Annotated in this window: 15 protein-coding genes and 1 pseudogene; 10 read left to right on the plus strand and 6 right to left on the minus strand. The window is 63.8% G+C overall.

Annotated elements, in window-relative coordinates:
- Window positions 1–37 precede the first annotated feature (37 nt).
- The 3 genes from OIE68_RS42590 (at window position 38) to OIE68_RS42600 (ending at window position 3,890) form a co-directional block, all read left to right on the plus strand.
- Entirely contained in the window at window positions 38–835 is a 798-nt protein-coding gene (locus tag OIE68_RS42590) for an N-acetylmuramoyl-L-alanine amidase (protein ID WP_327096546.1), read from the plus strand.
- 116 nt (window positions 836–951) lie between these two features.
- Complete coding sequence (locus OIE68_RS42595; protein WP_327096547.1) at window positions 952–3,213, plus strand: MMPL family transporter; 2,262 nt, start codon at window positions 952–954, stop codon at window positions 3,211–3,213.
- Window positions 3,210–3,890, plus strand: a complete 681-nt coding sequence (locus OIE68_RS42600) for a TetR/AcrR family transcriptional regulator (RefSeq protein ID WP_327096548.1) — start codon at window positions 3,210–3,212, stop codon at window positions 3,888–3,890. The genes OIE68_RS42595 and OIE68_RS42600 overlap by 4 nt, the downstream gene beginning before the upstream one ends.
- A gap of 26 nt (window positions 3,891–3,916) precedes the next feature.
- Here the strand turns inward: OIE68_RS42600 and OIE68_RS42605 are convergent.
- Together OIE68_RS42605 and OIE68_RS42610 are read right to left on the minus strand one after the other, a co-directional pair.
- Window positions 3,917–4,330: pseudogene (locus OIE68_RS42605) on the minus strand (DUF1772 domain-containing protein); the annotation flags it as partial.
- Window positions 4,331–4,339: 9 nt separating this feature from the next.
- Window positions 4,340–5,194 (minus strand): SDR family oxidoreductase, encoded by an 855-nt coding sequence (locus OIE68_RS42610; RefSeq protein WP_327096549.1) that lies wholly within the window; start codon window positions 5,192–5,194, stop codon window positions 4,340–4,342.
- 432 nt (window positions 5,195–5,626) lie between these two features.
- Between OIE68_RS42610 and OIE68_RS42615 the strand changes: the two genes are divergently transcribed.
- Window positions 5,627–6,580 (plus strand): hypothetical protein, encoded by a 954-nt coding sequence (locus OIE68_RS42615; RefSeq protein ID WP_327096550.1) that lies wholly within the window; start codon window positions 5,627–5,629, stop codon window positions 6,578–6,580.
- 168 nt (window positions 6,581–6,748) lie between these two features.
- On the opposite strand, the gene OIE68_RS42620 is transcribed toward OIE68_RS42615, so the two are convergent.
- Together OIE68_RS42620 and OIE68_RS42625 are read right to left on the minus strand one after the other, a co-directional pair.
- Window positions 6,749–6,958: a DUF397 domain-containing protein gene (locus OIE68_RS42620; RefSeq protein ID WP_327096551.1), complete on the minus strand. Its 210-nt coding sequence runs from the start codon at window positions 6,956–6,958 to the stop codon at window positions 6,749–6,751.
- A complete protein-coding gene (locus OIE68_RS42625; protein ID WP_327096552.1) occupies window positions 6,955–7,845 on the minus strand; it encodes a helix-turn-helix transcriptional regulator in 891 nt (296 codons plus the stop codon). Before OIE68_RS42625 ends, OIE68_RS42620 begins: the two co-directional genes overlap by 4 nt.
- Window positions 7,846–8,171: 326 nt before the next feature.
- Between OIE68_RS42625 and OIE68_RS42630 the strand changes: the two genes are divergently transcribed.
- From OIE68_RS42630 to OIE68_RS42645, 4 genes are read left to right on the plus strand one after another with little or no spacing between them, the layout of a single operon-like run.
- Complete coding sequence (locus OIE68_RS42630) at window positions 8,172–8,525, plus strand: hypothetical protein (protein WP_327096553.1); 354 nt, start codon at window positions 8,172–8,174, stop codon at window positions 8,523–8,525.
- On the plus strand, window positions 8,525–8,863 hold the full coding sequence (locus OIE68_RS42635) for a hypothetical protein (protein WP_327096554.1): 339 nt from the start codon (window positions 8,525–8,527) through the stop codon (window positions 8,861–8,863). The genes OIE68_RS42630 and OIE68_RS42635 overlap by 1 nt, the downstream gene beginning before the upstream one ends.
- Before the next feature lie 6 nt (window positions 8,864–8,869).
- On the plus strand, window positions 8,870–9,205 hold the full coding sequence (locus OIE68_RS42640; RefSeq protein WP_327096555.1) for a hypothetical protein: 336 nt from the start codon (window positions 8,870–8,872) through the stop codon (window positions 9,203–9,205).
- On the plus strand, window positions 9,202–9,390 hold the full coding sequence (locus OIE68_RS42645) for a hypothetical protein (RefSeq protein WP_327096556.1): 189 nt from the start codon (window positions 9,202–9,204) through the stop codon (window positions 9,388–9,390). Before OIE68_RS42640 ends, OIE68_RS42645 begins: the two co-directional genes overlap by 4 nt.
- Window positions 9,391–9,608: 218 nt before the next feature.
- Here the strand turns inward: OIE68_RS42645 and OIE68_RS42650 are convergent, their stop codons facing one another.
- Window positions 9,609–10,352, minus strand: coding sequence for a glucose 1-dehydrogenase (locus OIE68_RS42650; protein WP_327096557.1), 744 nt, complete (start codon window positions 10,350–10,352; stop codon window positions 9,609–9,611).
- Between the two features lie 108 nt (window positions 10,353–10,460).
- Here OIE68_RS42650 and OIE68_RS42655 point away from each other — a divergent pair, with 108 nt between their 5' ends.
- Window positions 10,461–10,919, plus strand: a complete 459-nt coding sequence (locus OIE68_RS42655) for a MaoC family dehydratase (protein WP_327096558.1) — start codon at window positions 10,461–10,463, stop codon at window positions 10,917–10,919.
- Window positions 10,920–10,983: 64 nt separating this feature from the next.
- Window positions 10,984–11,949, plus strand: coding sequence for an alpha/beta hydrolase (locus OIE68_RS42660; protein WP_327096559.1), 966 nt, complete (start codon window positions 10,984–10,986; stop codon window positions 11,947–11,949).
- On the opposite strand, the gene OIE68_RS42665 is transcribed toward OIE68_RS42660, so the two are convergent.
- Window positions 11,946–13,343 (minus strand): wax ester/triacylglycerol synthase family O-acyltransferase, encoded by a 1,398-nt coding sequence (locus OIE68_RS42665; protein ID WP_327096560.1) that lies wholly within the window; start codon window positions 13,341–13,343, stop codon window positions 11,946–11,948. The genes OIE68_RS42660 and OIE68_RS42665 overlap by 4 nt on opposite strands.
- Between the last annotated feature and the right edge of the window lie 227 nt (window positions 13,344–13,570).

The following is a 13,570-nucleotide window of genomic DNA, read 5'->3' on the forward strand; positions in this document are numbered from 1 at the left end:
GATGAACCGGCCGCAAGCTTGTGGCAGGGTCGATGTCATGCGATTGCGAAGCTGGAAGACAACCGCCGCGATCTGCGCATGGGGCATGTTGCTCGGCGGATGCGCGCACAACGCATCGGGTTCACCGGCGCGTACCACCGCGCCGCGGATCGGCGACGAACCGGCGACAGCCCCGCCGCATTTCATCGCCGATGACCGCGTCGTTGTGATCGACCCCGGACACAATGGTGGCAATGCCGCACAGCCCGGCGAGATCAACCGTCAGGTGCCGGACGGTCGCGGAAAAACCAAGGCGTGCAACACCACCGGCACGTCGGCCACCGACGGCTACACCGAGCACGAATTCACCTGGGACGTTGCAATCCGTGTCCGAGATGCCTTGGCTGCCCATGGAATTCGCGTCGTGTTGACTCGCGACGACGATGCGGGCGTCGGTCCGTGCGTGGACGAACGCGCCGCCATCGGAAACCGTAGTGGCGCAGCGGCTGTCGTCTCGATCCACGCCGATGGCGTCGCCGCGGGCGCACATGGCTTCCACGTCGCGTACTCGTCGCCGCCACTGAACCCGGCGCAGCACGAGCCGTCGCAGCGACTGGCAACGACCTTGCGCGACACTATGATCGGGTCCGGCTTCGTGCCGTCGACCTATGTCGGCTCCGACGGCATGAACCCGCGCGCGGATCTGGCGGGTCTCAACCTGTCCGAACGTCCGGTCGCATTGGTCGAGTGTGGAAATATGCGCGATCCGGGTGACGCCGCGCTGATCGAATCGCCCGACGGTCGGGCGAGGTACGCGGACGCCATCGCCAATGCGATCGTCGCCTTCCTCGGCTAGTCGCCTCCATCGTGATCGGGATCACTATTTGTTAGCTAGATCCCCCTGTCGTCACTGAGTTAACGGCGTTACGCTAACGCTGTTACCCGGGGTTAGTCGAACTAGGGGAGTCGCTCATGCTCGTACGGATCGCACATCTGGCCACCAGGCATCCGCGGACGATCCTGCTCGCCGCCGCACTATTGGCCGTGCTCTGCGGCGCATTCGGCGCCACAGTGATCTCGCATATGAAGACCGGCGGTTTCACCCCGGCTGATGCTGAATCGTCGCAGGTCGCCAAATTGATCGCCGATAACTTCGGCGGTGCGGAACCCAACCTCATCCTGCTGGTTCGCGATGATGCCGGTGCGGACAGCCCGGCTGCCAAGGCCGCGGGCGCGAAGGTGGTCGACACCCTGCGCTCGCGCGGCGATGTGATCGGCATCCAGTCCTATTGGAATGCTCCGCAGTCGATGTCGTCCGTGTTGCGCAGCAAGGACGGTAAGAGCGCGCTGGTGCTCGGCTACATCACCGGCGAGGAGTCCGTGGCCCAAAAGGCCGCCGGTGCGATCGCCGAAGAGGTCACCGGCACCAGCGACGGCGTCAGCGTCTATCAGGGCGGCCTCAGCTCCATTTACCACGATTCGAACGAGCAGATCACCCACGATCTCGCGGTCGCCGAGGGCGTGGCCATCCCACTGTCGTTCATCGTGTTGATTCTGGTGTTCGGCAGCCTGGTCGCGGCCTTCCTGCCGCTGGCCGTCGGCATCTTCGCGATCTTGACCACCCTGGCGATCCTGCGCACCCTCACGGTCTTCACCGATGTGTCGATCTACGCGCTGAACTTGACCACGGCACTCGGTCTCGCCCTCGCGATCGACTACAGCCTGTTCATTGTCAGTCGCTACCGTGAGGAACTCGGCAATGGACTCGATGTCGAGGCGGCGGTGGTGCGCGCGGTGCAGACCGCGGGACGCACGGTGCTGTACTCCGCGCTGACCGTCGCGCTGTCGGTGGCCGCGCTGGGCGTCTTCAATCTGTACTTCTTGAAATCCTTTGCCTACGCGGGCGTTGCGGTGGTCGCCGCGGCCGCCGCGGCATCGATCCTGATCCTGCCCGCGGTATTGATGGTGCTCGGACACCGAGTAAATGCCTTGGACCTGCGAAAGCCGTTGGGGCGCTTGCTCGGCCGGGACCTGCACGCCCAGCGCGCGCCCGAGCAGACCTTCTGGTACCGCACAGTCCAGTGGGTGATGCGCCATGCCGCACCGGTCGCCATCGCGATCATCGTGCTGATGCTGGCGATCGGATCCCCGTTCCTCGGCGTGAAATTCGGCTATCCGGACGATCGAGTGCTCAATACGGGCGCCTCCACCACCAGCAGCACGGTCGGCGACGCACTGCGTTCGGACTTCCAATCCAATGCGGCGACCAGTGTCTCCGTGGTGCTCGACGACTACCACGGAAATCCGGCCGCCATCGGCGATTACGCCGCCGCGCTGTCGAAGGTGGACGGTGTGTCCGGAGTGCTCTCGGGTCCTGGCCTGTATGCAGGCGGCCTGAAGGTGGCGGCGGGATCGTCGCAGATGACGAACGACACCGGCGCATTCCTCACTGTCGCAACGACAGTCGATCCCTTCACCTCCGCGGGTAAGACGCAACTGGACCGGCTTCGCGATGTCCCGAGCCCGGGACCGGCGCTCTTCGGTGGCAGCGCCGCGATCAACCGCGACTCCCTCGACGCATTGGGTACGCGACTGCCACTGGCCGGTGGGCTGATCCTGCTCACCTCCTTCGTTGTGCTGTTCCTGTTCACCGGCAGTGTGCTGCTGCCGCTGAAAGCTCTTGCCCTCAACACGCTTTCGCTGACCGCCGCCTTCGGTGCGATGGTCTGGATCTTCCAGGACGGACACTTGTCCAGCGTTTTCGGCAATAACGCGACCGGATATCTGGTTCCGACCATGCCGATCCTGATGTTCTGTCTCGCCTTCGGAATGTCCATGGACTACGAGGTATTCCTGCTCTCGCGCATCCGCGAGGAGTGGCTGGCCTCGGGACGCACCGCCGCGGACAACACTCGCGCGGTGGCGCTGGGTGTCGCGCGTACCGGCCGGATCTTCACCGCGGCCGCACTATTGATGGCCATCGTGATGGCCGCCATGGTCACCTCGAAGGTATCGTTCATCCAGATGACGGGCCTGGGACTGACTTTGACAGTGCTCGCGGACGCAACGCTGATCCGCGGCCTGCTCGCGCCCGCACTCATGCGGCTGCTCGGCACCGCGAACTGGTGGGCGCCCACGCCACTCGCCCGGCTACACGCCAAGATCGGCTTGAGCGAGGGCGAAACCGTGCCGGGTGCAACCGAATCCGATAAACAATTAGCCGGACGAACGTGACTTTTACTCGCAGGAAGCGTTCGGCACGTGGCTCCGGTGCGGAGTTACGCGCCGAAATCCTCGACGCCACAAAGAAACTGCTCGCTGATGCCGGTCACGTCGACGCGGTTTCCATCCGGGAGATCGCCAAGATCGTCGGTGTCACCCCGCCGTCGATCTACCGCCATTTCGCGGATAAGGATCAGCTGATCGAGTCGGTGGTGGCCCAGGTATTCGAAGATCTGGACGCGGAAATGCTGGCCGCATCCGATCCGAACGATTCGCCTGCGGAGCGTCTGCGTCAGCAGGGTCATGCGTATGTCCGGTTCGCCAGGGAACATCCGGAGCAGTACCGCTTGGCCATGACGCCCGGTGAGACGGCAGGCGCGGTCGACCAGGTGCTGACGAGCAGCGCCTTCGCCCATCTCGCGGCGACCGTCACCGAGTGCATGAACCTCGGCTTGATCACGCCGGGTGACCCGGTGCCGGTCGTCTTGGAACTGTGGTCGAGCGTGCACGGCATCGCCTCGCTGCTGATCGCCAAACCCTATCTGCCGTGGGGAGATGCGGAGGCGTTCACCGATCGCGTACTGCGCTCGATCTGCGTCGGGCGGGTCGTCATCGATAACGTGCTCGGCGAAGACGTGTCCCCCGACGCCGTCGCCGCGTGGGCGGTGGCGAACCGGCGGGTGCCCTGAGCCGCGCTCAGCGCCGCGAAGGCGAGGGTGGCGGCCACTGTGCGCACCGCATGGGAGAGCTGCCAATGGTCACGGATGGTTGCCCAGTCGTCGGGCGGCATGGTGACGATCCAGTCGCGTTGGTCGGCATTGATCGGCAGGTTGACGATGATCGTCAGGATCAGGACGCCCGCGAGCAGTGCGAACGCGATGATCGGGAGCCAGCGGGTCGGGCCGCGGTCACGGAAACGGGTCGCGATGATGAGAGCCGTGGCGATCAGGGCCGGCAGCAGGGTGACGGTGGCGAGGACGTCGAGCCATTCCAGTTCGATCTGCCTGACCTGGGTATAGACGGCTGCGGTTGCGTCTCGCATCGATAGTTCGAGGACCAGGACGGCGATCAGGAATCCGGCGAAGATACCGCTGAACACCTGGGCGGCGAAATGAGCGACTGTGCGCATGGTTCCCACTCAATTCCGAAAGGCGGCAGCGTTATCGGCAGCCCACGCGGCGAAAGTTCTTGTGCGGCCGAGGATTTTCTCGACCTCGTCGGTGACAGGTGCGGGCTGGCCGACACCATCGGCGTAGCGGGTCAGCAGCGAGTCGACGAAATCCTCGGGAAAGCCGCGCGCCACCATGCCTTGCCGCACCACTGCGGCGGGGACTTCCTCATAGCGCAAGGGCCTACTGACGACCTCGCCGATGATCCGAACCATATCCGCATGGGTAAGTGATTGGGGCCCGGTCAATTCCACTCTTTGACCCAGCAGATCGTCGGTCAGGAAGGCATGCGCCGCGACCGCCGCGATATCGTCTTCGTGCAGCGGACTCTCGGCGAATTCGGCATAGGGCCCGTGCACCACATCACCCGCGCGAATCTGGGCATTCCAGCCGCTCTGCAGCACATTGACCGCAAAGCTGCTGGCGCGCAGGCTCACCCACTCGAGACCGCTGTCGACCACCGCCTGCTCGGCCTCCCTGTTCCGGTCGCCGCGGAAGCGGGACGGCTGTGCGCCGAGCGGGTCGTCGATATTGATGGCCGAGAGGGCGACGAGTCGGCGCACGCCACGCTTACCAGCCAGTTCCGCGAACTCGAAGGCCGCATCACCCACGGCGCGCGGATGCAGGAATGCAGCGGACGCACCGTCGAGAGCATCGGTAAGGGTGTCCGGCCAGGCCGGATCCCCGGCCACCACCTCGACACCGGTGGGCAGCGCGGCACTTTCGGGAGATCTGGTGACGGCTCGTACCTGAACCCCTTGTGCGACAAGTAGTTCGACGAGCGGGCGGCCGACGGTTCCGGTGGCTCCGGTGACAACAATCATGACATTCCCATCTGTTCGAGAATCATATCGTATGAATCTCATATTAGATTACCTGGAGTGTCATGAGATATGACTTCCGTAACATCTGAATAGTGGCAACCGTCCGGCGAGGTGGGCGCTACCTGAGTGGATTGCCCGCGCGGTATGCGGCTATTAGTGCGTGCCCGCTCCATGGAGCGGAGGACACCCCATCCAAAGGGCTATCGCCGCTGCGGTCGGCGGCAGAGGCGTGCTCGCTGGGTCCTACCGCTTGCTCGTCTACCGTATAGTTACCCCGGGACCTGCGGGAAGGGCGTGATGGGGTTCGTATGGCGTTGTGTGCCTGCACTATTGGTGGTTGCGCTCTGTGGGTGTTCGCAGGCGCAGTCTGGTGTGCCGCGGGCGGCTGAGCCGATTCCAACGAGTGCAGCGCCCAAAACGTTCGGGGTCACGGTGTCTACCGATGATCGGCAGAAGCTCGAGGTTGCCGAGAAGATCAGGGCAGTCGATCCCTGTGCCTTCTTCGGCGAGGACACGGTCTCGGCCCACGGTGTCATCGCCACTCTCGGCCCTGAAACGTCGGTCGGGGATTGCGAGATCAGTTTCTGGCAGAACGAGCAGAGACTGCTCAGCTCGAAGATCACTGTCGACCTGGATGGTCCGGGCCTCGCGCCGAGCGCGGAGGACACCAGCAAACAGATCGCGGGTGAGACCGTCGCGGTCGATACGCGCCGTGGCTCCAACGGTGACTGCGCTTATAAAGTGCCGCTGCGGTTTCCGGCGCAAGACAGCGGATCGGCAGGCAACCCCGGCGCGACCGTAGCGGCTCCGCTCGCCTACGCCTCGGTCAGTTCGTCATCGGTGAAGCCAGCGGCGTTGGGTTGTCAGCTAGTGGAGGCCACTGTCACCAATATCGTGACCGCTTTCCGGGACAACCGGATCCCGCGCCGCGATAACGCGATGGTCGATGTGCCTTTGGCCCGACGCAGTCCGTGCGAGTTGATGCAACACCTGCCCTTGGGGTACGAGTTCGAGAGAATCAACGCTGAGACCGACCCCTACTCCTGCACGTCCTTCCTGGTCTCACCCGATACCAAAGGGTTCAGCAGGGCACTCTCCGTCAAGTTCGACGTAGCCCAGGAGGACAGGGCGATGACACCGAACGAAGATTGGAAAGCCGCTCAGGTCAATGGAAAGGCTGCCCTCATCAGCCGTGATAGCGGCAAGGAACCGACCTGTACGGTGATATTCCCTGTAGGTCCAGTCGTCGACGGCTACCGTCCAGGCGCTCCGGAGGTATCCCGGATCCTTGGCCGAAAACAGGTTCTGGTGCAGGTCATGGCACTGTGTAAGTTCACAGACGATCTGGTGCCCGTCGCGATGGATCTGTTCGGCGCCAACGGATGACGTGTCGTCACAGGTTGTCCGCGGTCAAGGCTGCTTCCCGGTGTGCCTCCCTGCGACTCTGATGTTGCAATCTGTTGTGCGGGAAAATTTTCCGCGAACAACAGCGACGGCCCCGCCACGACGTCATGGTCGCGCGGGGCCGGTTCGCGGTGTTCGGTTTTGCCTGACTCAGGCCGGGCGGTTGAACTCTTCGATGGTGATGCCGGCTGTGAAGGCATCCCATTCGCCGGGCGTGAAGGTCAGTGCTGGGCCGGTTGGGTTCTTCGAGTCGCGAACGCCGACGCTGCCTCCGTCGAGCCATGCCACCTCGACGCAGTCGGTCTGGCCGCCGCTGTGGCTGCTCTTGAACCAATTCACCCCGGATAGGTCAGTATTCACGCTCTGTAACTCCTTGCTGCCCGCCTGAGCAGTTCTCGCGTTTGCGTCTCATCCAGTGCTGTACTCCGTATGGCCGAAGCAATGTCATGGTAGCGCCGGAAGTCATCGGTGTGTTCCAGGTACAAGTCCGGCTTCCCGTTCCCTTCGAGATAGACCAACGGGGGTTCCACTGTGCGGCCCTTGGTGTCTGTGCCGAAGTCGAGGAGCACGAACGGGCCATGCAGCACACCCAACGCGCATCCGCCGACGAACGGATGTATACGGATCGAGACGTTCGGCAGCTTGCTGATCTCGGCCAGATGGTTCAGCTGTGCAGCCATCACCTTCGGTCCGCCGACGACCCGGTGCAGCGCCGATTCATGAAGTAGCAGTTCGAGTTTCACCGGATCGGCTTTGCGGGTGACGATCGTTTGCCTCTTCAGCCGCAGTTCGACTCGGCGTTCGATGTCTTCCGGGTCGCTGTCACGGTAGAACGCGCTGATCAGCGCCCGCGCATAGTCAGCGGTTTGTACTAGACCGAGAACGATCTCGTGGTACGCGATCAGTTCGCGTGCGGCAGCCGCCAGTTCGACGTACATGTTGAACGTCGCATCGCTGTAGAGCCCGCCGAATGCGGTGTACCACGAGGTGACTCGTGCTTGCTTGGCGAGTTCGACCGCGCGGTCGATGTCGGCCGGTTTGACTTCGTACAGTTCGCACAGCGCTTGAATGTCGCGGATGCGGGACTTCTTCACACCGCCGGTCTCGATGCGATGAAGGGCGGTCTTACTCAGCTCCACGAGGTTGGAGGCTCGCTCGAGAGATAGTCCGGTGCCTTCGCGTGACTCACGCAGGAAACGTCCCAGTTGTCGCCGGGGCAGGGTCGAGGGTTCATCGTCGCTGGTCATGTTGTTTGCATCCTTTGCAGAAGCGGAACGAAACGAAACCCGAACGCGGGACGGACTTTACGCGGGTAGTGGACCTCTTCTTGGTGATTCGGGCCAATTGGATCCGGAACTTCCGGATTCGCGTGTTTCACTCGAGGTTCGTGGTGTGCTTGGCCCCGACGTTGGGATGACACCACAGGTTGAAGCGCCGAGAACAGCGCCGATCTGCCACAACCACAACAACTTCAGCTATCCGCCTCGCGGCTCGAAGTTCCCGCGAGCGGAAACCGCGATCGTTGTCGCCGGACGCCCGACACCCAGCCCACCGACCAGGTTCCGGGGAAGCCATGACACATACGCAAACCACCACCAGCGCCAAACCGAAGGCCATCGGGTTCGTCCGCGATGACGTGTCCGGCCCGGATGCGCCACGCCACGCCGCCGATGTACAACGGCACGCGAACACGCTTGGCTACCAATACATTTACACCGTGCGCCCACCGGGCGATATCGACGATCCGATCGGATACGCACTCGCGATGGCGGCCGGTCTCGAGGTCGAGGTGATCGTTGTCTTCGACCTCGAGCATGTCGGCTGTCGGCCCGCATTGATCTGCGACGCGGGCTTCGATCTGGAAACCGTATGCCCGCAAGGTATCTGGATGCGCTCCAGTCCCCGCGTCGAACGGGGAGCAGCCTGATGACTGACGACACGATCCTCACCCCGCCCACGATCTGCGGCCGCGCCGAAGTCGAGTTGGCGCACCAGCAGATGCGGCAACACCGCGCGTGCCGGATCGAGCGGTGCGCTTGGAAGTGGGCGGCCTACTACACACTCGTGCGGCACGGCCGGATCGTGCCGCAGGCGTTGAGCCCGCGCGAGCGCGCCCACCGGCGCGGCATCGCTTTCCCAGCCGAGACCATCGAGCGCTGCCTGCCCATTGGTATGCCCGGACTCCAGACGTTCCAGCAGGTGCTCGACGGACTCACACAACTGGCACTACCGCCGACCCACCCCTGCCAGGATCGCGGGCGGTGAACGACCATGGGCGCGTGGCAAGTGGTGCATAGCGTGCTCGCGGTTATCGGGTGCGGCGCGTTCGCGATGGTCGGGGTGGCGTGTGTGTGGCCGGTCGACCGGCCGCGACGCCACCGGCGCGCCGCGATCCGCGGCGGCCTACTTCCTATCGAATGGCCGAAGGCATGGACGTGCGGTCCGCCCGACCAACCGTTCACTCTGGCCGACGCTCATCTCGCGATGCAACTGCACCGCGACCACGACTGCGCCCGTAAGCACGCCGCGTTCGACGCGCTGGTGGCGGCCGGACGCATCCATCCCGACTCGGCACGCCGCCACCGACTGTGGGGGAGGCCGTGGTGAACACACCGCACCCGGATTCGATTGCAACGCGAGTGCGTTTCCTCGAGGCTCGGGCCGCCCGTGCCGGATATCGACTGGTTCGTGACGAGCGGCCGCCGTACGGATGGCAACTATTGGCCATCGAGAACGGCGAACGCATTTACAGTGGCAGCCTCGATCGGATCGACGCGTGGTTGACGTCGTAGCGGTGCCGAAATACCAAGAAAGGCCAGTGCATTCACGCTGCGTGATTTGTCGATCCGAAGGAGCCGGAGCCGGAGGCTATCCAAGCGACGTCAGCAGGCACTGGTCGAACGCGGAGTTCCGCCGAGCGTAGTCGAATGGTGGTCAGCCAAGCCGCATTCGACCGCCATATCACTACGCTCGGCGACTAGCTATCTGGACGCGGCACTGGCGGTAGCGATCAGGAGAGCGTCTTGTGTGGCACTCCCACGGTCAGGCCGCCATCGATGACGAATTCAGCGCCCGTCGAATAGGACGACTCGTCGCTGGCCAGATAGGTCACCAGGGCCGACACCTCGGACGGATCAGCGGCGCGTCCCAGTGGGATCTGCAGGAAATCCTCCGGAATACCGTCGGTCATGGGGGTGCGGATCAGCCCTGGATGGATCGAATTCACCCGAATTCCGTACTGCGCCAACTCGAGTGCGGTCGATTTGGTGAGTCCGCGGACCGCGAATTTGGTGGCGGTGTACCCGTGCAGGCCGGGGCTGCCGCGCATGCCCTCGACCGAGGAAATATTGATGACCGAACCGCCGCCCGCCTCGATCATCGCCGGTGTGGTGGTCTGCATGCCGAGGAAGGTGCCGGTCAGATTGATATCGATGATCTTCTGCCACTCGGACAATTCGAAGTCGACGAGCAGATTGCCATTGACGATCCCGGCATTGTTCACCAGGACATTCAGCGCACCGAAGCGCTGCACTGCCTCGGCCACCGCGTCCTGCCACTGCTGCTTATCGCGCACGTCGAGATGGACATACGCGGCATCGTCGCCGATTTCCTTGGCCAGGGCCGCGCCCTCCTCGTCGAGGATGTCGCCGAGCACCACCCGCGCGTCCTCGGCCACCAGTGCCCGCGCGTGCGCGGCGCCCATGCCCCGCGCACCGCCGCTGATCAGTGCCACCTTGCCGGTCAACCGCCCCATCGCGGCCTCCTCTCGATCCCGTCAACTTACTGAAACACGTTACAGATAATTGCCGGTCGAATCTCGCCTCGGTATCGACCAGCGGAACTCGGCACTACTCTGCGGTCTATGGGTCAACCGACCGTATTCAGCATGGACTCACTGCGCACGGCGGCGGGTACAGATCTCGGCGTGAGCCGCTGGATCGAGGTCCCCCAGGACCGCATCGACGCCTTCGCCGAGGCGACCGAGGACCGGCAGTGGATCCACATCGATGCCGAGCGTGCCGCCACCGGCCCGTACGGCACCACCATCGCGCACGGCTACCTCACTCTCTCGCTGCTCCCGCCGCTGATGGCCGACCTGATCGCCATCAAGGACGCCTCGGCGCGACTCAACTACGGCCTGAACAAGGTCCGTTTCCCCGCGCCCGTGCCCGCTGGTGCCCGCATCCGCGGCCGCGCCCGGATCGTGAGTGTCGACGAGGTTCCCGGCGGCCTGCAGATCGTCATCCAGGCGACCATCGAACGCGAAGGCGGTGATAAGCCCGCCTGCATCGCCGAATACATCGTCCGCGCCCTCGCCTGAATCGGGTCCTATGGCATCATCGATGTAGAACACGTTCTAATATTTCCGCGCGAGGAGGCCGACGATGACGAATCCGAATCCCGCGGTGGTGGCCATGCGGCGATTCTCCGGGCGTTCAGGGGTGCCTGATATCGCGGAGGTGCCCGGCGGACGGCTCGTCGAGCTGCCGGGACGCGGGCGCACTTACGTCGTCGATATTCCGGGCCCCGAGGGCGCACCGACCCTGATCCTGCTGCACGCCACTGCCTGCACGGGCTACCTGACCTGGTTTCCGGCGCTCGACGCGCTGGCCGAGCGTTACCGGGTGATCGTCTTCGATCAGCGCTGGCACGGCCGCGGTATCCGCTCGGAGCGGTTCTCGGTACAGGACTGTGCCGACGACGTCGTCGCGGTGGCGGACGCGCTCGGCGTCGAGCGGGCGATCCTGGCCGGATACTCCCTCGGTGGTGTCGTGGCATTGCTTGCCGCGCACCGGCATTCGGATCGGGTGAGTGGTCTGGTGCTGTGCGCGACGCCGTATCGGTTCCAGGAGAAGTTGCGCGAGCGCGCATTTCATCTGACCTTCGGCGCATTGGCCGGAGCCATCGGCCCCTATTCGTACCGCCGTGCCGCAGAGTACGTGGGTCGGTTACCCGAACTACCGGAGCACGCCTGGGCTCCGGGAAAGCTGAATCGCTGGGCGCTCACCGAATTTCGCAGCAACAGCGGTTGGGCTATGGCGCAGGTCATCGCCGAGGTCGGCCGATTCGATGCGACCGCTTGGCTTTCCACGCTGAGGATGCCGACCGCCGTCGTGATCACGACGCGGGACCGTGCGATTCCGGTCTATCGGCAATTGGAGATGGCGACCATGATTCCCGGTGCGAGCATTCATCTGGTCAAGGCCGGTCACGCATGCTGCGTGCTCGAGGCCGACCGCTTCGTGCCGGTACTGCTGGAGGCCTGCGCCGCCGTTGCCGCAAGGCAGCAAGAGACTTCGAATGCGGCCCTGTCCGGCGGCGATGGCGAACAGGGCAGCGGTGGACATTAGCCCAGATCGCGTGCCGCGGTCAGCAATTCATCGACAACGCCGGGGACCGCATCGGCGATCGCCTGTAGGTCGGGCACCAGTTCCCGGCAGGCGATGAATCCGAAGTCCAGATCACCGTTGTTGGACAGCACGGTCACGGTCAGTCCCGCGCCGTGGAAAACCGGTCCGAACGGATACATGGCCTCGACCTGAAGGCCGAGGAAATACAACGGCATCGGCGGGCCCGGCACATTCGACACCACCAGGTTGTGCACCACCGGATGCAGCTCGGCCAGCTTCAGCGACGAGTAGAGGCGCGCGGCCAACTGAAAGGTGTTCGGCGGAGCGTACTTCGACCAGTCCATCAAGAAATCCGCGCCGACGAATTCGTGTTCCTGCTTGGCCTCACGGTTGGCCTCGGCCACCTGCCGCAGTCGCTCCACCGGATCGGCGATATCGGTGCCGAGCTGGGAGAACAGCGAGGAGACCTTATTGATGCCCGCGGTGTGCCGGGAAGCGTCGTGCACCGACACCGGCACCGAGGCGATCAGGGATTTGTCGGGCAGCTCGTCGTGCTTCTCCAGGTAGGTGCGCAGCACGCCCGCCACGATGGTCAGGACGACATCGTTGACCTTCACATCGAAGGCGGTCTTGATCTCCTTGATCGCGCCGAGTTCGGTCTCGGCGCAGGCCACCACCCGGTCCGGGCTGATCGCGCCGTTGAACGGGGTTCGTGGTGCGGTCAACGGTAAAGCCATGCCCCCCTCGTTGTTTCGGCGTCGCTGCGCGAAACCGGCAACCATGCCAAGGGTTTTCGGCACCATGCCGAACAATCCGAGCTTATTCGGCAGGTTGAGCACGGCCTCGGCCGCCAGCTTCAAATCACTCGGCTGGGCTTCGGGCTTCCACTGCTCGGCCGGTTCGGGCTCACTGAGTCCGGGTTCCAGATCGCACAGATGCATCATCATGTTGGCGCCGGTGATGCCGTCGACGGCGGCGTGGTGGTACTTGCAGATCACCGCCACTTTGCCGTCCGTCAGGTGCTCCACCACGCTCATCTCCCACAGTGGACGGCTGCGATCCATCGGCACGCTGGCGATCTCGCCGACCAGGTCCGCGAGTTCCCGGCGTTCCAGCGGGCGCGGCGTTTCGATGCGTCGGATGTGGTGGTCCAGATCGAAATCCGGGTCTTCCACCCAGACCGGATGATCGAGGTTGAACGGCACCTCGTGGATCCGCCGCCGCATCTGCGGGATCAGCGGTAGCCTGCGGCCGAGTTCTGCTTTGAATTTTTCGAAGGTGTACTGGGTGCCCCCTGCGGTGGGATCGAGGATCAGCAGTGCGCACACGTGCAGGTGCTGGGTCCCGGTCTCGAGGTACAGGAAGCTGGCATCCAATCCGGTTAGTCGCTCCATAGCCAAAGCCTACTAGAACGTGTTCTAGTTTACTGCCGGAACGCGGGGATCTCGGTCACAGTGGACCGCTCTATTGTCAAGCGGGATTTCCCTGTCGCATTCACGCTGGCCAGACATGTATGTAACTGAGGGTTTCATATATGTGTATGATCATTGCTACGGCCATGAAGGAAGGTACGCAATGCCGCGGTCTTTCGGGCTGAGGCGCGGCGGATGAGATCGAGGAG

The organism is Nocardia vinacea (assembly GCF_035920345.1).
Taxonomy (GTDB): domain Bacteria; phylum Actinomycetota; class Actinomycetes; order Mycobacteriales; family Mycobacteriaceae; genus Nocardia; species Nocardia vinacea_A.